General features: G+C 55.9%; 18 protein-coding genes. 5 read left to right on the forward strand and 13 right to left on the reverse strand.

What is annotated here, in order from left to right; translation table 11 throughout:
* Position 1: 1 nt before the first annotated feature.
* From M9H61_RS16935 to M9H61_RS16955, 5 genes are all read right to left on the reverse strand, one after another.
* Positions 2-625 carry a DJ-1/PfpI family protein gene (locus M9H61_RS16935; RefSeq protein WP_114112860.1) on the reverse strand — a complete coding sequence of 208 codons (624 nt, stop codon included), beginning with the start codon at positions 623-625 and terminating at the stop codon, positions 2-4.
* A gap of 96 nt (positions 626-721) precedes the next feature.
* On the reverse strand, positions 722-1,909 hold the full coding sequence (locus tag M9H61_RS16940) for a M20 aminoacylase family protein (RefSeq protein WP_250281814.1): 1,188 nt from the start codon (positions 1,907-1,909) through the stop codon (positions 722-724).
* A gap of 127 nt (positions 1,910-2,036) precedes the next feature.
* Entirely contained in the window at positions 2,037-2,525 is a 489-nt protein-coding gene (locus M9H61_RS16945) for a hypothetical protein (protein ID WP_101245434.1), read from the reverse strand.
* A 2-nt stretch (positions 2,526-2,527) separates the two neighbouring features.
* A complete protein-coding gene (locus M9H61_RS16950; protein ID WP_101245435.1) occupies positions 2,528-3,358 on the reverse strand; it encodes a DUF3100 domain-containing protein in 831 nt (276 codons plus the stop codon).
* A 222-nt stretch (positions 3,359-3,580) separates the two neighbouring features.
* Positions 3,581-4,510, reverse strand: a complete 930-nt coding sequence (locus M9H61_RS16955) for a LysR family transcriptional regulator (RefSeq protein ID WP_114112861.1) — start codon at positions 4,508-4,510, stop codon at positions 3,581-3,583.
* A 245-nt stretch (positions 4,511-4,755) separates the two neighbouring features.
* On the opposite strand from M9H61_RS16955, the gene M9H61_RS16960 reads away from it, so the two are divergent.
* Positions 4,756-5,655 (forward strand): NAD(P)-dependent oxidoreductase, encoded by a 900-nt coding sequence (locus tag M9H61_RS16960; RefSeq protein ID WP_250281819.1) that lies wholly within the window; start codon positions 4,756-4,758, stop codon positions 5,653-5,655.
* Positions 5,652-7,187, forward strand: a complete 1,536-nt coding sequence (locus M9H61_RS16965) for an aldehyde dehydrogenase family protein (protein WP_250281820.1) — start codon at positions 5,652-5,654, stop codon at positions 7,185-7,187. The genes M9H61_RS16960 and M9H61_RS16965 overlap by 4 nt, the downstream gene beginning before the upstream one ends.
* A 75-nt stretch (positions 7,188-7,262) precedes the next feature.
* Here the strand turns inward: M9H61_RS16965 and M9H61_RS16970 are convergent, their stop codons facing one another.
* Complete coding sequence (locus tag M9H61_RS16970) at positions 7,263-8,900, reverse strand: electron transfer flavoprotein-ubiquinone oxidoreductase (protein ID WP_114112863.1); 1,638 nt, start codon at positions 8,898-8,900, stop codon at positions 7,263-7,265.
* 243 nt (positions 8,901-9,143) lie between these two features.
* On the opposite strand from M9H61_RS16970, the gene M9H61_RS16975 reads away from it, so the two are divergent.
* The 3 genes from M9H61_RS16975 to M9H61_RS16985 all read left to right on the forward strand — a co-directional run bounded on the left by M9H61_RS16975 (position 9,144) and on the right by M9H61_RS16985 (position 12,427).
* Positions 9,144-10,034, forward strand: coding sequence for a uracil-DNA glycosylase family protein (locus M9H61_RS16975; RefSeq protein ID WP_250281822.1), 891 nt, complete (start codon positions 9,144-9,146; stop codon positions 10,032-10,034).
* A gap of 301 nt (positions 10,035-10,335) precedes the next feature.
* The gene (locus M9H61_RS16980) at positions 10,336-12,123 is read left to right on the forward strand and encodes a transglycosylase SLT domain-containing protein (protein ID WP_250281828.1); all 1,788 of its coding nucleotides are present in this window, start codon (positions 10,336-10,338) and stop codon (positions 12,121-12,123) included.
* Positions 12,124-12,139: 16 nt separating this feature from the next.
* Positions 12,140-12,427, forward strand: coding sequence for a hypothetical protein (locus M9H61_RS16985; protein ID WP_250281830.1), 288 nt, complete (start codon positions 12,140-12,142; stop codon positions 12,425-12,427).
* 38 nt (positions 12,428-12,465) lie between these two features.
* On the opposite strand, the gene M9H61_RS16990 is transcribed toward M9H61_RS16985, so the two are convergent.
* From M9H61_RS16990 to M9H61_RS17020, 7 genes are all read right to left on the reverse strand, one after another.
* A complete protein-coding gene (locus M9H61_RS16990; protein ID WP_250281832.1) occupies positions 12,466-13,182 on the reverse strand; it encodes a cytochrome C biogenesis protein CcmI in 717 nt (238 codons plus the stop codon).
* Positions 13,183-13,228: 46 nt separating this feature from the next.
* Positions 13,229-13,729, reverse strand: a complete 501-nt coding sequence (locus tag M9H61_RS16995; protein ID WP_114112867.1) for a cytochrome c-type biogenesis protein — start codon at positions 13,727-13,729, stop codon at positions 13,229-13,231.
* Positions 13,726-14,262, reverse strand: coding sequence for a DsbE family thiol:disulfide interchange protein (locus M9H61_RS17000; RefSeq protein WP_101245443.1), 537 nt, complete (start codon positions 14,260-14,262; stop codon positions 13,726-13,728). Before M9H61_RS17000 ends, M9H61_RS16995 begins: the two co-directional genes overlap by 4 nt.
* A complete protein-coding gene (locus M9H61_RS17005; protein WP_250281837.1) occupies positions 14,259-16,364 on the reverse strand; it encodes a heme lyase CcmF/NrfE family subunit in 2,106 nt (701 codons plus the stop codon). Before M9H61_RS17005 ends, M9H61_RS17000 begins: the two co-directional genes overlap by 4 nt.
* A 133-nt stretch (positions 16,365-16,497) precedes the next feature.
* Positions 16,498-16,947: a cytochrome c maturation protein CcmE gene (ccmE, locus tag M9H61_RS17010; protein WP_233432999.1), complete on the reverse strand. Its 450-nt coding sequence runs from the start codon at positions 16,945-16,947 to the stop codon at positions 16,498-16,500.
* Positions 16,948-16,999: 52 nt separating this feature from the next.
* On the reverse strand, positions 17,000-17,197 hold the full coding sequence (ccmD, locus tag M9H61_RS17015) for a heme exporter protein CcmD (RefSeq protein ID WP_250281839.1): 198 nt from the start codon (positions 17,195-17,197) through the stop codon (positions 17,000-17,002).
* Positions 17,194-17,982, reverse strand: a complete 789-nt coding sequence (locus M9H61_RS17020) for a heme ABC transporter permease (protein WP_114112871.1) — start codon at positions 17,980-17,982, stop codon at positions 17,194-17,196. Before M9H61_RS17020 ends, ccmD begins: the two co-directional genes overlap by 4 nt.
* Positions 17,983-17,984: the final 2 nt, after the last annotated feature.

The raw sequence follows: 17,984 nt of genomic DNA on the forward strand, positions 1-17,984 counted from the left end.
CCTAGCAATAAAGCGGGCGTTTGGCCGGTATATCAAGCTGCTTGCCGATGATTTCGCGCGCCTGTTTACCAAATTGCGATCGCTGGCCAACCGGGGCCACTGTTTCAAGGATCGACATTGCCTTGTCCAGTCCAAGTGCCTTGGCAAGGAACCATCCGGCAAGATAACCAGATGACAGGCAGCCGCCACTGGTGACAATATTGCCCTGTGCAACCAGCGGCCGGTCTTCGACCACGGTGTCGGTGCGCGCCAGAAGCGGCCGGGTTTTGGTATCCGTGGTGATGGTTGCAGGCAGCAATCCCATCCGGTACAGGAAAAGCACACCTGAACATTGCGTCCCGATCAATTGTCGCGACGGATCAAGCGACAATTCTCCGATCAGGGCAGCGTCATCAATATGTTCGCGGGTATTGATGCCACTTCCGATCAGCACGGCATCTGCTTCCTGAACAAAGGAAAGCGGCTTTTGCACTGTGACGGAAACACCATTCATTGATGTCACCGTGTCACCGGGGGCTGTGATTGCAGCACTGACGCCATCGGCCTTTGCACGGTTCAGAATGGACAAGGCGACAAAACTGTCGATCTCGTTAAAACCGTCAAGTGTCACGATTGCAATCTTCATGTCCGTCTAACCGCTAATGAAAAGGGCGGCTATTGAACGCGCAGATTGAAAGCTGCACAAGAAAAAACTTGTATACGGCCCTGCGGCTTGCCGGCGTCAGGCTGAGCCGAGATATTCATCCACCAGCGTGATCCAGTATGTCACGCCATAAGGGATGGCATCGTCGTTAAAATTATAGGCCGCATTATGCAGCAGACAATTGCCGTCGGTCGGCCCGTTGCCAAGCAAGACATAGCTGCCGGGTTTCGCATTGAGCATGAAGGCGAAATCTTCGCTGGCCATTGATGATTCCGGATTGGGATCGACCTTGTCTTCGCCAACGGTCCTGTGGGCCGCGACTTGGGCAATTGCGGTTTCGGCTTCACTATTGATGGTTGCCGGATAACGGCGCTGATACATCACACGCGCGCTGCACCCGAATGCCTCGGCAGTGGCGTTTACAACGGTCTTCAGCCGTTCTTCCACCAGATCCTGAACCACGGGTGAGAATGTCCGAACGGTTCCGCGAATGGTTGCGCTATCGGGAATGACGTTCCAGGTGTCACCGCCTGAAATCTGGGTTGGCGAGATGACGGCACTTTCAAGCGGATTGACGTTGCGTGCCGTAATCGTCTGAAGGGCAAGCAGGACCTGACCGGCTGCGGTGATCGGATCGCGACCCAGATGGGGCATGGCCGCATGGCATCCCTTGCCATCAATGTTGATTTCAAAAACGTCGTAACTTGCCATCATCGGCCCGGCTTTCATCGCCATGGTACCGACATCGCGTCCGGGCCAGTTATGCATGCCGAAAATCGCATCGACCGGGTGGCTGTCGAACAGACCTTCATTGACCATTTCACGTCCGCCGCCTTCGTTTTCTTCGGCAGGCTGGAAAATGAAATCGACGGTTCCGGCAAAGTCGGGGGCCTCGGACAGGATTTTGGCGGCACCCAACAGCATCGCCATATGGCCGTCATGACCACAGGCATGCATTTTGCCCGGATGTTTGGATGCATAGGGCAGATTGGTCGTTTCATGAATATCAAGCGCGTCCATGTCGGCGCGCAAACCAATCCGTTTGCCGTCACCCTTGTTGCCTTTCAATGTTGCAATCACACCGGTTTTTGCCATGCCGGTTGAAACTTCAAGGCCAAAGGATGTCAGTTTTTCCGCGATGAAGGCGCTGGTCAACGTTTCTTCAAATGCGGTTTCGGGGTGAGCATGCAGATGTTGACGCCAGGATTTGAACTCATCAGCAAGTTGGGTGGCACGAGGATGAGGGGAGCGATTGGAGTCAGTCATCTGCATACTCTATAGCGGGTCATCAAGGGCGGGTTCAGACATTGCCAGGCGGCACATCCTGATCCGCGATAAACGGGGACAAAGCTGCCCCCGTTTATATGGTCATACGGGGTGTGTTCGAAGGTGATCAGGCACCCTGAAGGCGCAGGATCAACTCGGCCACCAGAACAGAACCGGCATAGGTGCCAAGGAACACAAGGCATGCAACCAGTGCCAGCTTCCAGCCGGAATGTTTGGCAACCTCGATTTCCTTCTTGGCGATCGCAAAACCGGCATAGGCAAGAGCCGGGGTCGCGAGTGCAAGGAAGTTGACCGATTTGGCCTGTGCAACGATCCATTCCGAACCCGGTGTCCAGGGCAGGGTAGCAACGATCCCGACCAGCGAAATCCAGGCAACACTCGGAAGATAGAACGGTGCAAAACGGGTCAGCAGCAAGCCGACCATGGTGATCAGGTAAATCACCACCATGCCGACAAAGCCATCCGCCAGCGGAATGGCCGGACCAACCGTATTCATGACCAGACCGACAAGGCAGACAATGATCAGGGTGACAGCATGATCGGCAAGATCAATGTTCGGACGGGTGCGTTCCATTGCGATTGCGCTATCGGACATGATCAGGCCTCCTTCTTGCTTGCGTTGGCGAGATCGTTCTTGCCCGCAGTCGCGTTATAAAGTTTTTCAACAATCGGAAGTGCGATGAACAGGCCGGCATACAGCCCGGTCGCATAGGTCAGAAGGTTGCTTGCACCAGCCAGTGCAAGGATTTCGTCCTTCATTGTCGGAACGACTTCGGTCAGTGCCCCGGTGCAGGCCGCCATCATTGAACCACTGCCGATACCGCAGGCCATTGCAAGTGCGCGCGGATCAAACAGATCGCTGCTGGCGAAAAGCGAGGCCAGAATGGCGAAAATAAAGGTGCCAAACAGGGTGCCGATAACATAAACACCCATGACGCCCGTACCTTCCGGGCTTTTCAGGGTATAGCGATCAGCAATGATCGCCAGGTTGGGTTCACGCGCGATCGAGAATGTCGCACCGATTGCCTCGCGGCCCATTTTCAGGCCCCAAACCGCAAGCGGGAAGGCCAGAACGATGGTGCCAAGGTTGCCCAGTTCCTGCAACAGAAGTGCCGGGCCGGCTTCGATGATGGTTTCGATTGCCGGGCCGATGGTGGTGCCGAACTTCGCAATGAACGGCATGATCGCAATCACGATCAGGGGCGATGCGGCTTTGACTTCTTTCTGGCGGATGAACTTGCCGAGTGCCGGTACGACATTCGGGTTCAGCACCGCTGACATCACAAAGGCATAAAGCAGCGGCAGCAACAAAATTGCCCCGATGCCAAACGAAATTTTCTGAATACCGATCAGTTCGGCGATGGCGCCGAGTACGATAACGGCAAGATGAAGCCGCCAAAGCTCCAACTGTCCCCGAAGCGCGTTCATTTTCAAGTCTCCTTGACGTGGCGTGTTCGACGCAACTTCGCCCGGAGTTCGAAAGAAGCCAGACTGTTGCATCATCCCTGCGGCATCCGGGTATTGGCAGATTTCACATTTTTGCCATTTTCTGAACCCGGAATTTTGTCTGACAATGAAAACTAGGCGGGGGCTGGGCAAGTGCCATTTTGGGATGCTTCTGTTGCCAAAATGGCAACAGGTATGTCGGGCTCAGGCATGCTCTTCGGGATACCAGGCGGATCCGAATGCTTCCATCCGGTCGCGGATCATGCCGGTAACGGCCCTTACAGCGGCAGTTTTCGGGCGTCCCTTGCGCACCAGAAGATGTGATGGCACACGCGCCAGAAACGGGTCTGTCATCGGGACTGCCACCACCTCGCCGCGGCGCAATTGGCGCGATACCGCAAAGGCCGGAAGAAACGTGATCCCGCCACCCGACAGCACGAAATGCACCGCAACATTGATCGAATCGGCGATCAGAAACGCGTCCTGGGCAACCCGGTTTCCCTGATCGACATTGGCCAGAAGTTTGGCCACGCCAAAATGCGGATTAAGGAGCGCACTGGGATAATTCAGCGTATCCGACAGCGTGCAGCTTTCCTTGTTGGCCAACTCGAACCCCGGCGGCACAAGTGCGCAAAGCGGTGCGTGGTCTTCTGCCAGAAGTTCAAGCTCGGGCGTTCCGGGCGGATTGAAGACAAGCCCCATATCGTAGTCGTCACGCAGGATTCCATGGGTGATTTTCTCCGTACCGGCGACATCGATTTCAAGGCGGATATCGGGAAACTCGTCCCGCAACGGGCGCACAACATGATTGACCAGATCGACAACAAATCCTTCGCCCGTGGCAATACGGACAGTACCGGCAATCGCCCCCCGTGCCGCCGCCAGTTCAACCGAAAAGGCTTCGTCCATTTCAAACCGGCGCCGGGCGTGGGCTGCGACCATGTGGCCGGCTTCGGTAAAGATGATGCCGCGTTTGGTGCGTTCCATCAAAAGCGTTTCGAGATGGGCTTCGAGGGCCGCGATCTGGCGGCTGATGGCCGATGGCGCAATACGCAGATTTTCTGCGGCGGTCCGGATCGATCCGGCTTCAAAAACGGCCAGGAAATAACGAAGCGGCTTGTCGTCGATCTTCATGATGAATACTGCGCAAATGTGGTTGGCCAGACTGCTGGCGTGATGGTGATCACCTAATCAGAGCATATGTGTTGCTGTTTCGGCAACAATATGTTCCGCCAATTGATCTTGAGTTCGTCGGGTATCCACCGGAAAGTCGACGGGCAAAATCAAAAAATCACATCGGACCGCATCGGTGTTGTGACGGGAAGACCTGGGTCTTCACCGGCTGAGCCCGGCTGTCTGAAACCAAAGAGGCATTTTTCGTGAGTAATCCAGAAACCGGCACCATCGGTGTCATCGGGCTTGGCAATATGGGGCTTGGCATGGCCCGGACTCTGCTGCGCGACGGTTTTCCCGTCATCGGGTTTGATCTGTCTGCGGAACGCCAGGCGGAAGCCGCACTTGCCGGGGCGACCATTGTTGCCAGTGTCAGTGAGCTGTATGCAGCCTGCAAAACCGTCATCCTGTCTTTGCCAGCGGCAAATCATGTTCGCATGGTGCTGACCGGTGACGCCGGCCTGACATCCTGTGATATCGACGGGCGACTGGTGATTGACACCACAACGTCCGAGCCCGATGTGACCCGCGAAATCGACAGGGTCTTGCGCGGGGTGGGGCATATCCTGATCGATGCCCCAGTCAGTGGCGGTCCGGCGGGTGCCAATAGTGGTCAACTGACGATGATGGTTGGCGGCGATGATGCCGATGTTGCGCGTGCCATGCCGGTTCTGGAATCGCTGGGTGGCAAGATCACCCATGTCGGACCGGTTGGTGCCGGGCATGCGGTCAAGATCGTCAATAACATGCTTGTCGCATCCCATCTGCTGACCATGAGCGAGGCCGTAAGGCTCGGCAATGCAGCAGGTGTGACGACGGAAAACCTGATTGCGGCCCTGAATGCCGGATCCGGGCGTAGCGCCATCAGCGAAGTCAATTATCCGAAATGGGTGATGAACGGGGCCTTTGACAGCGGCTTTACCATGGGCTTGATGCGCAAGGACGTCCGTCTTGCCATGGCCTTGGCCCGGGACAAGGACGTTGCACTGCCGGTCTGTGAACTGGCTGGGCAGATTTGGGCAGCCAGTTCCGAGCTGTTGGCAGACGATGCCGATTTCAACCGCATCACCGAATGCGATCCCACCCATGCAGGAGCCAAATCATGACCGGTGAAACCAATCTGATTGCCCGCGACTATCACAAGGCAATGAACCCGTTTTTCGGCACGACTGAAATCGGAAGCTGGGTCAATGGTGCGATGATGCCCGGCACAGGCGACATGTTCGAACTGACCGACCCGGCAAGCGGCAAGGCGTTTCTTGCGCTTAAGGATGCGGGGGCTGATGTCGTTAATGCGGCGATGGATGCCGCCGTTGCCGGGCAGAAAGTCTGGTGGCAAATGACCGGGGCTGAACGCGGTCGCATCATGTGGCGGATCGGACAGCTGGTCCGTGATCAGCTCGAAGACCTGGCACTGCTTGAAACTGTTTCGGCGGGCAAGCCGATCCGTGATACCCGGGTCGAGGTCCTTAAAGTCGCCGAGATGTTTGAATATTATGCCGGCTGGGCTGACAAGCTTCATGGCGATGTTATTCCGGTTCCGACCAGCCATTTGAACTATACCCGCCCGGAACCATATGGCGTGGTCACGCAAATCACGCCCTGGAACGCGCCGATCTTTACCGCGGGCTGGCAGCTTGCCCCGGCGCTTTGCACGGGCAATGCAGCGGTTCTTAAGCCGTCGGAAATGACGCCGCTTACCTCGCTTGCACTTGGTGTTCTGTCCAAAAAGGCCGGACTGCCCGATGGTGTGATCACGGTTTTGACCGGGCTTGGTGCGACCACCGGTGTTGCGGCAACCACCCATGATGCCACCCGCAAGGTGGTCTTTGTCGGATCGCCGCGGACCGGGGCCATCATTGCGGGGCAGGCCGCACAGAATGTTGTGCCCTGTGTTCTCGAACTTGGTGGCAAGTCGGCCAATATCGTGTTTGGCGATGCCGATCTGAAACGTGCCGTGATTGGCGCACAGGCCGCTATTTTTAGCGGTGCGGGGCAAAGCTGTGTGGCAGGTTCGCGTTTGCTGGTTCAGCGCACTGTGGTTGATCGTTTTCTTGATATGCTGGTTGCCGGTGCGAATCAGATCCCTGTCGGCGATCCAATGGATGTCGCAACACAGATCGGACCGATCAACAATGATGTCCAGTATCAGACGGTACGTCGACTGGTCGCAAGTGGTCAGGCCGAAGGTGCGCAGTTGCTCGCTGGTGGCGAACGCCCGGACGGGGATGCCTATCAGGATGGTTATTTCCTGCGTCCGACCGTGTTGGGCAATGTTCGCAACGATATGAATATCGCACGCGAAGAAATCTTTGGTCCGGTTCTGTCGGTGATCCCGTTTGATGACGAAGCCGAGGCCGTGGCGATCGCCAATGACAGCAAGTTCGGTCTGGCCGGTGCGGTCTGGACCCAGTCGGTTGACCGGGCCCATCGGGTTGCGGCCAATGTCCGGGCCGGAACGTTCTGGATCAACAGCTACAAGACGATCAATGTCATGTCGCCATTTGGCGGCTTCGGTGCCAGCGGCTATGGCCGGTCCAGCGGCAAGGAAGGCTTGATGGAATATATGCAGCCCAAAAGTGTCTGGACCGAAACAGCGGCAAATCCGCCGGCCGCTTTTGGCTATGCCCCGGAATAAACCGCAATCATCAGACTATTAGAAAAAAGGGCCGCATCACGCGGCCCTTTTGTATGAGGATAAGCTTCAGGCCGCTTACATGTTGGGATAGTTCGGGCCACCGCCACCTTCGGGCACCACCCAGACGATGTTCTGGGTCGGGTCCTTGATGTCGCAGGTTTTGCAATGAACGCAGTTCTGCGCATTGATTTGCAACCGTTTGCCGCCCTTGTCTTCGTCTTCGACGAATTCATAAACACCAGCCGGGCAGAACCGTGCTTCCGGTCCGTCATAGACTGCAAGGTTGGTATTGACCGGCACGCTGTCATCTTTCAGCGTCAGGTGAATGGGCTGGTCTTCGCTGTGGTTGGTGTTTGACAGGAAGACCGATGACAGCTTGTCAAAGCTGATTTTGCCATCCGGCTTTGGATAGTCGATCTTGGGCATTTCGGCTGCCGGCTTCAGGCACGAATGATCTTCGTGGTTTTTGAAGGTCCAGGGGGCCTTGCCGCCAAACAGATATGTATCAACCGCACTATAGGCCATGCCGCCCCAGAAGCCCCATTTGGCAAAACTCGGACGGATGTTGCGGACCTTGTGCAGTTCCGGATAGACCCAGCTGTTTTCCAAACGCGACGGATAGCTGTCCATCTGTGCCGGAACTTCATCAGCACTCAGGGCCTCAAACGCGGCCTCGGCGGCCAGCATCCCGGTCTTCATTGCGGTGTGTGACCCTTTGATCTTGGGCACATTCATGAAACCGGCCGAACAGCCAATAAGGCAACCACCCGGGAAAACAAGATCAGGGATCGACTGGAACCCGCCTTCGTTCAATGCACGCGCACCATAGGAAATGCGGCGGCCTTTTTCGAAAATCTTGCGGATTTCCGGATGGGTCTTGAAACGCTGGAACTCGTCAAACGGGCTCAAATGCGGGTTTTCGTAATCAAGGCCGATGACAAAGCCGACAACCACCTGATTGTTATCAAGATGATACAGGAAGGACCCGCCATAGGTTTTCTTGTCCAGCGGCCAGCCAACGGTGTGCTGGATCAGGCCTTCCTTATGGACTTCCGGGTCAACTTCCCAAAGTTCCTTGATGCCGATGCCATAGGTCTGCGGATCGGAATTCTTGCGCAGATCAAACTTCTTGATCAGCTGTTCGGAAAGCGATCCACGGCAACCTTCGGCAAAGAAGGTATATTTCGCATGAAGTTCCATGCCCGGTTCATGGTTCGGGCCCGGCGTGCCATCACGCTGCAAGCCCATATCGCCGGTGGCGATACCCTTGACCGAACCGTCTTCGTTAAACAGAACTTCGGCGGCGGCAAAACCCGGATAAACTTCAACGCCAAGGGCCTCGGCCTGTTCGCCAAGCCAGCGGCACACATTGCCAAGGCTGACAATGTAGTTGCCCTTGTTATGCATCTGCGGCGGGGTTGGCAGCTTTTTCGCGCCGGTTTCGCTCAGCATCAGGAACTGGTCTTCGCCAGCCGGAACATTCAGCGGTGCGCCGCGCTCTTTCCAGTCCGGGAAAAGTTCATTCATGGAGCGGGGCTCCATCACAGCACCCGAAAGGGTGTGCGCGCCGACTTCAGAACCCTTTTCAACCACGCAGACGGTGATTTCTTTTTCATGTTCCTGGGCGAGTTGCATCAGTTTGATGGCAGCCGACAGACCGGATACACCAGCCCCGACGACAACCACGTCAAATTCCATGGATTCGCGTTCCATATGGCCTCTCTCCTTTGGTTGCCACCTTTTTCGAACTGTTTTCGTCCGTTTGGTTGCAGACCGGTATTCACCGATCAGGGTCTCGCCCAAGCCCTGATTTCTCACATTTGTCGCTTAATCGGTATAGCTATACCGATTTGACGCGCGTTTGTATATGGTACATATGGACCAAAATCGTTAAAGTCGGTCAAAATCCATCGCACCAATCACGCGTGCGCCGCAACATACACCGCCTTTGTGTAGATGAGCAATCCAATTACAGATTTTGATGTAAATAATCTCGATCCGTTTCAGGCCCTGGTCTGGCAATATGAAATGGGCGTGGACGAAGCAATCGCAGACGAGCCGCTTGATCGTTTCAAGGCATCGGAAAGCCTGACACGCAATGCTGCCAATCGTCCGGGATTTGCGCCGCAATCCCCGACCGGCGCGCGCCGTGGTCCGGCACAGGCAGCCCGTCCTGCGGCTTTGGTCGGTGCCGGTCCCGCACCGGTGCCCTCGGGGGCAGATGGCGGGTTTTTGCTGTCAGATACACCGCACGAAGCCCGTCAGTCCGCCCGTGATGCCGCTGCTGCGGCAAGCAATCTGGACGAATTGAAGGCCGCGATTGAAAAGTTCGAAGGCTGCGCGCTTAAGAAATCGGCAAGCAATACGGTCTTCGGGACCGGAAATATTGAAGCCAAACTGGTGCTGGTTGGCGAGGCGCCAGGGGCGGAGGAGGACCGGCAGGGTCTTCCGTTCGTCGGGCCAAGCGGAAAGTTGCTTGATGCCATGTTGCGGTCGATCGGACTTGCCCGCGAGGAAGTCTATATCACCAATATTCTGCCCTGGCGTCCGCCGGGCAACCGTCAGCCGACCACAGCCGAGGTCGCGGTATGTGAGCCGTTTGTACGCCGTCATCTTGAATTGATCGGCCCCAGCGTCGTGGTCTGTCTGGGCGGCAGTTCGGCCAAAACCCTGATGGAAGAGGATCGCGGCATCACGCGGTTGCGCGGAACATGGAAAGAGCTGGTGTTTGGCGATGGGGCAAAGGCCGATCTGACGGCAATGTTCCACCCGGCATATTTGCTGCGCACGCCCGAACAAAAGCGCCTTGCATGGCGTGATTTGCGCGCGATTGCGCAAAAGCTTTAAGGAAATGGCGATAAATTTGGCGTACGCATGGGAGCTATGCATCCGTTCGGGTGTCAGAAATCCGTCACGCCAAGTGATTGATTCCAGATAAATGATTTCGCGGTTTGGGCGTTTGCTGGTATAAAAGGCGCCGTTGCACCGGGGGGAACACCGCAGGCAACGGGTTGCGAGACCAAACTGCTTCGGGATAAATACGCGGCTTTAATGCAAAGCCTCGTTGGGGATATTGATTTTGATCGAAGCAATAAGAACAAGCCTGCCGGGTGTGAAACGCACACTAAGGCAGGGCCTCTTAATCGCTATGTTTGGCACCATGACGACGGTCATGGTTGCGCCGTCACCTGCTGTTGCTGACACGCAGGAACAGGCTGCTTTGGGCGGGCCGGAACTTGACGATGCGCTGTCGATCCTTATTCCCAAGCCGCTGTCCGATCGTGACGCCGAACTTTACGAACAGATTTTTGCCGTTCAGGAACAGGGTCGCTGGAAAGATGCAGACCGCCTGATTTCGCGCCTGTCTGACGATGTTCTGATGGGGCATGTGCTGGCGCAACGTTATCTTCATCCGACGGCATATCGTTCCCGCTACAAGGAACTCAAGGATTGGCTGGCAAGTTATGCCGATCTTCCGCAGGCTCCGCGTATTTACAAGCTTGCCCTGACGCGCCGCGGATCTGCCAGCTATCCGAAAAAGCCAGTCGGAAGCTATGTTTCGGGTGCGGGGTATGATTACGAAGATATTTCGCCCTATTACCACAAATCGACCAAGAAGCTGTCAGCACCACAGCGTTCCCGCCTATCGACGCTTAAAAGTCGTATCCGCCACCGGATTGGCAGTGGATGGCCGACCGGGGCGCTTCAGGTTCTCGAAAGCCAGGAAGCAAAACGCCTGTTTGATGCCTATGAGCAGGATCAGGCACGCGCATCGATTGCATCGGGATATTACTATTTCGGCAAGCCTGACCTGGCGCTGAAACTTGCGGGTGACGCGGCCAAGCGGTCGGGAAAATATTTGCCACAGGCTCACTGGACTGCCGGGCTTACCGCATGGCGTTTGGGCAAGATGGATACCGCACACAAACATTTTGCGGCACTCAGCACCAATAAATATGCATCAAGCTGGACACGCACAGCCGGTGCGTTCTGGGCGGCGCGTATCGATCTTGCGGCCGGTCGTTTTGAAGAAGCCGACAAGATGCTGAACCGTGCGGCGGAATATCCGCGCTCCTTCTACGGGCAGCTTGCGATGCGTGCCCTTGGTCGGGATGACGTGTTTGACTGGGACAGTCTTGAGCTTGACGAAAACCGCGCCAACAAGCTGAAGCTTGATCCGCATGGTCGTCGTGCACTGGCATTGTTGCAGGTGGGGCAACGTGATGAAGCCGAACGCGAATTGCGCAAGGCCGCGGCCAAGGATGATGATGGCCTGCGCCGCGCTGTTCTGGCATTGACCGATACCGCGAATTTTGCGTCGCTGACCATGCGTCTTGGCAGTTATATCGCGCAGAAAACCGGGGATGTGTTTGTAAACGCCCTTTATCCGGTGCCGCCATGGTCGCCCGAAGGCGGCTATGAGGTCGACCGTGCGCTGATCTATGCGTTCATGCGCCAGGAATCCGGATTTAACACCGATGCGCGCAGCCATGCCGGCGCACGCGGTTTGATGCAGCTGATGCCGGCCACCGCAAGCTATATCGGCAACACCCGTTATCGCGGTGCCAAACGCGCCGAACTGTATGAACCGGAAATCAACCTGTCGCTCGGGCAGAAATATGTTGACCATTTGCTTGAACAGAACGGCGTTGATAACGGCTTTTTGCAGTTGATGGCGGCCTATAACGGCGGGATCGGCAATCTGGGTCGCTGGCAAAAGGCGCTTAAGGACAATGTTGATCCGCTGTATTTCATCGAAAGCATCCCGTCGCGCGAGACGCGTCTGTTTATCGAACGTGTGATGGCCAATCTTTGGATGTATCGTTCGCGCTTTGGTCAGGAAGCACCGTCGCTTGATCTTCTTGCCGCCGGGCAGTGGCCGACATACCAGCCGCAAGATGGTGACAGCGATCGTGGCTTGACCGCGCAACGTTAAGCACCAGATACCTTTCATGACCGGCAACAACGCCAGCAAGCCGCAAGATAATGGCAGCAAAAGCAAGAACCGTACCCCGGATGAGGGAACGGTTCTTGACCGTATCAAAATGCCGCCAATGAGCGGCGAAGAAGCCCTGCGCCGGTTTCATGAAAACGGTCATTCGTCAGACGGGCAGGGGCCGGAAACCGGTCAAAGCGACTTTGCCGGGCTTCATCCGGTGATGAAGCTGGTATCGCTTGGCGGGACATTGTTGATGATCACCGCCCTGCTTCTTGGTGTGCTGTATCTGTTCGGGGCGTGATCCAGGTTCTGATCTAGTCGCTGATAAAGGTCGCTGTTTTACTGGGTGTCGGTTCTGGCATCTGAAACGGCCTGAAGCGTCTTGATTTCGCCCTGGGTGGCGTTGGCCAGCGGATCATCCTTTGGCAAATCCCGATACAGATCACGAAGCACGCGCAAAGCCTGTTCGGGTTTGTCATTTTGTTTCAGCATCATGCCGTAATAATACCGCGCAAGCAGATGATTGGGCATCTGACCCAATGCATGCAGAACCAGATCACGTGACGTACTGTCGATCTGACCGTTCTGGGCGGTAATCCGGGTATCGGCATATTCGATTGCCAGTAACGGGTTATGCCCGGAAAGCGCATAGGCCTGGGCAAAGGCGGCAACCGCACGTTCGATATTGCCAAGTCGCAATGACCCGCGTGCCAGGGCCACCCAGCCCTGAAGATTGCGGGGGTTCACTTCAAGCGACAGTACGATCTGGTTCAACAGTCGCTGGATTTGCTGATCGGTTTTGTAATTGGGATCGGTCACATTCCCGGCAACAGCGGCGGCGGCTGCAAGGTTGCGTTCCCCAGCCCGTTCGGCAAACGGCTTGGCGGGCAGGGATGGATTGCCAATGACCAGATAGACACCAAATGCCACCAGCACCGGCGCGACAGCCATGGTCAGCCGACGTGGTGAAAATACCTTGTCACCGCATTTGGGAAGGCTTGCGTAAAGAACCGCAATTCCGATCAATGCCAGTAAAGACAGACCAATCCAGGTCACCGGTCACCTCCGGCAGGATGGTGATATTTCCCGACAAGGCACCGCATCAGGATTTTTTATCTCCGTTTGAGGTACCCAAAATCTCGTCAAGGCGGGCCTGTTCATCACGCGATAGCGATGTTGTCGCATTTGATGCTTCGCGCTGCTTGCGACGATAAAAGGCAAAAACCGCCAGCAGTGCAAGAATTGCCAGAACCGCCGGACTTGCCCACAGAATATAGGTTTCCGGTTTCAGCGGCGGGTTGAGCAGAACATAATCCCCGTACCGCGCGACAATGTAATCGATGGCTTCTTCGTTGGTGTCGCCTGCAATCAGGCGTTCACGAACAAGCACACGCAGATCGCGCGCCAGTTCGGCATCGGAATCATCAATTGACTGGTTCTGACAGACAAGGCAACGCAGTTCCTGACTGATGTCGCGGGCGCGTTTTTCCAGAACCGGGTTCGATAACATTTCATCGGGATTAACCGCCCATGCCGGTGTGCCGGCCATAAGCCCAACCACCAGGCCAAATGCACCGATCATGGTCAAAAGACGACGGGTCATTCTTTTAACTCCGCGATTTTGGGCAGAAGCACATCTTCAAGAACATCTGCGGTTACCGGGCCGACATGTTTGTATCTGATTTGGCCTGCGCCATCGATGATGAATGTTTCGGGCACGCCATAGACACCAAAATCAATTCCGGTGCGTCCCGACAAATCCATGCCGACCGCGGCATAGGGATCACCAAGTTCAGCCAGCCATTTGACACCGTCCTGCGGGTCTTTTTCCTTGTAGTTCAGGCCATAGACCGGGACATCGGCTTCGCGTGACAGACGTTTGATCAACGGATGTTCGGCACGGCAAGGAATGCACCAGCTGGCAAAGACGTTCAGAACCGAAACTTCACCCTTGGTAACATCGGCACGTGACAGTCCGGCTTCACGCCCGGGAAGTGGCGGCAAGGAGAATTCCGGTGCAGGCTTGTCGATCAGGACAGAGGGCACAACAGAAGAGTCCTTGTCGATATTCATCAGGAAAACCCCGGCGAGTGCCGCAAACAGAACCAGCGGGATCACGGCGATCGAAAATCTCATGAAGCGGAAACTCCGTTCTTCTGAAAACGCAGGAAGATGCGCGTAAGGATGCTGATGGTTCCACCCGTCAGCATCAAAATCATGCCTGCCCAGACCCAGGGCATCATTGGCAGGAACCGGACCGAAACAACCCGACCGCCATCATCGCCCCTGTCCCCGATCGAGACATGCAGATCCCCGTCACGGCCATGCCAGATACCGGCTTCGCGTGTTTCAACGCCGCGGATCGGGTAATACCGGATTTCCGGGAAAAGTTCGGTTACCGGCAGTGCATGTCGATACAGGATAAAGGTCGCCTGACGCGTGGCATAGTTTTCCCCGGCAAGCAAAGCCACACCTTCATATTGCAGGTTATAGGGGCCAGCCTGGATGCTTTGCCCCGCCCGTGCGGAAACAACAACCTGTTCTTCCCAGACGCTGCTTGCTGCCCCGCCGGCCAGCATCACGGCCAAGCCGATATGGGCAAGCGTCATGCTCAGATAACGTGGGCCAAGCAGTTGCAGATTGCGGTATTTGCTTTCACCGTGATCGGGCTGGCGCCACAATCTTGCCCACAGATCACTGAGCGACGCTGTCAAAATCCATCCGGCCAGTCCGATCCCGATCAAAGGTGCGGGTGACAGGTCAATAAAGCGGATCGATACAAACAGAACGATGATGATCGACAGGATTGCCGCCAGCTTCATGCGCCGTCCGATCATCCACATTTCATCCTGTCGCCAGCGCAAGGTCGGGGCAAAGCCCATCAGAAACAGCAACGGAACAACAATCGGCACCAGTACTTCGACATAGAACGGGCCACCAACCGTGATGTTTTCACCGTCAAGCCAGCGCAAAACCAGCGGGTAAATCGTCCCGATCAGTACCACAGCAGCAATCAGTGCCAGCATCACACTGTTGATGAACATGCTGCTTTCGCGCGACAGCAATTCAAAAGGACGCGGTTCACCGAGTTCATCACCCCGGCGCCAGAACAGATAGTATGAGCCTGCAAATATCGCGCAGAACCCGACCAGAAGTGCAATACTGTCATTGGGCTTCATCAGGGTTTCATTGAGCGGACCAAACAGATCGGACCGCGTCAGATACACCCCGAACCAGCCAACAGCCAGTGCAGAAAGCCCAAGGAACGCAGTCCAGCCCTTAAGGGTTTCGGTTTTTTCCAACACCGCCCGGCAATGCACAAGCGCGGTGGTCAAAAGCCATGGCAATAACAGGCTGTTTTCTGCTGTGTCCCAATACCACCAATTTCCCCATGCCTGTTGGCTATAGGATCGATAGGCATTGATCGCAATCGCCGCCCCCAGCGCAACCCATGATGCAATCACCCAAAACCGCAAGGTTTCTGCAATCCGGCGATCGAATTTGCGGCCCAGCAATCCTGATAGCGTCAGTGCATAAATCACCATGAGTCCGGCAAGACCCAGATACAAAAACGGTTCACGCAGAACCCGCAGAACATCCTGGCTTTGCGGGTTCATCCCGCGCCCGTCAAGCGGTGCCACGGCAACACGCAGGAACGGATCAGCATCAATCAGGGTCGCAAGGCCAAGCACACCAACCAGCAGGCCAAGCACGGACATCGCATTGTAAAACAGTGTGCGGTCATCATCCTGTGCATAGGTCGATTGACCCGCCCCGAAAAGCTGCATTGCCAACACAACATTGACCAGCGATGCCGCAAGAAGCCACAGGATCATCGCCCCGCCATCCGGGGTAAAGGCGGCACCGATCCGGAAAAGAAGCGGGGTGGATGAGTGACTGACATTTGCAACAATCGGCAGGCTGAAATCGCTGACGATAAAGGCATGCAGCAACGCCGCCTGTGCAACGATCGCCATCAGCAACAATCCGGCAGGCAGAACAAGATAGTGCCCCGGTCGGGATATCTGGCTGTCAAATGGCAGCGATGCTGAAACGGGCCCGGTTCCGTTGAATTCAGGGGATATGCCGTTGGGGCCGGTCGCGGCGAGAACGGTCGGGCGTCCCTGCAAGGTCGCGCGTATGGACGACCGCAGCCAAAGCGGGCTGAACAGCACAGCCTGCCCAAAGCCTGTCACCACAATCAGGAGCAGGGCAAAATGTCCGAGTTCTGCAAGCATCTCCGTCTAAGGCTTCCCCGAATTGATCCCCTATGACATATCTGGCGGTGTGACGGGACACTGATGGCACAGTTATGTCAAAGACAGGTTTTTCTTACGCGTTTGGTTTGACTTTATGGCCACAGAATGTGGCTTAATTGCGCATCTGTTCCGCATTTTTGGCTTCGATTTCTTCCCAGTAGCCGCTTTTCTTAAGCGATTCTGCGACTTCGGGCGGCATGTAGTTTTCATCATGCTTTGCCAGGACTTCCGATGCAACAAAGGTCCCGTCAGATGACATGTGGCCTTCGGCGACAACGCCCTGACCTTCGCGGAAAAGGTCGGGCAAGATGCCGCTATAGGAAATCGGGACGGTTTGCGCCATGTCTGTTACGGCAAAGGCAATAGTTTTGCCGTCCTGAAGCTTTTGAACAGACCCTTCGACGACAAGTCCTCCGATCCGCAGACGCTGGTCCGGATCAATCGGGGATTTTTCGATGATTTCGGTCGGGCTGAAGAAGAAGACAACCGAATCTTCAAAGGCGGTCAGTATGAGTGCCGCTGCACCGGCGACGGCCAAAAGAGCCGCACCGATGATATACATGCGTTGGCGTTTGCGGGCTTTTGCACGGGAAAGTGACACAGTTATTCTCCGGTCAGGGTGCCTTTGGGGTTTTTTTGTTTCGGCGCGACCGACGCGATTGCAGCACGGCTTCCAGCTGGTCGCGTTCAATGCGGCTGTTGCGCAGACTGCGCAAGGTCGCCACCAACAAGGCAATCATGGCAATTGCCGTGATGGCATAACTGCCCCAGATATAGCCGCCATATCCGCCCATTGAGAAGAATTCACTCATTGGCTGGCCTCCGCGTTGTGACCCGCATCATAGCTTGGGGTGTCGGTATTCTGGCCGGGGGATCGTTCATCAAACATGCCGGAAAGCTGCAATGCCCGGATACGCCGTTCATTGAGTTCAAGCCTTACCCGCAAAATCAGCATGACAAAGTAATAGCAGGTAAATCCAAGGATCATCAGCGCAAGCGGCAATTGCATGCTGGGATCAACCGTCGGGCCGTCCATGCGCACGATAGAGGCCGGCTGATGCAGGGTATTCCACCAGTCGACCGAAAACTTGACGATCGGAACATTGACCGCCCCGACCAGTGCCAGTGCCGATCCGGCCTTGGACCCGCGTTCGGGGTCATCAAATGCATTTACCAGCGCGATATAGCCAAGATACAGGAACAGCAAAATCAGCATCGAGGTCAGGCGCGCATCCCATACCCACCAGGTGCCCCACATCGGTTCACCCCACAATGATCCGGTAATCAGGCACAATGCCGTAAAGGTGGCGCCGATCGGGGCCGTGGCACGCGCGCAGATATCGGCCAGCGGGTGTTTCCAGATCAGGCTCATGGCACCGCAAACCGCCATGCCGACATAACAGAACAACCCCATCCAGGCCGCCGGGACATGCAGATACATGATCCGGACCGTATCGCCCTGCTGATAGTCAACCGGGGATGCGAAAAGCGCAAAATATAGCCCAGCGGCAATCAGGATCGCCGTCGCCCCGGACAGCCACGGCAATAGCGGGTCGGTCAGCTTCAGAAAAACACTTGGTTTGGCAAAACGATGCATAT

Origin of the sequence: Thalassospira sp. GO-4 (assembly GCF_023588965.1) — a bacterium.
GTDB lineage: Bacteria > Pseudomonadota > Alphaproteobacteria > Rhodospirillales > Thalassospiraceae > Thalassospira > Thalassospira povalilytica.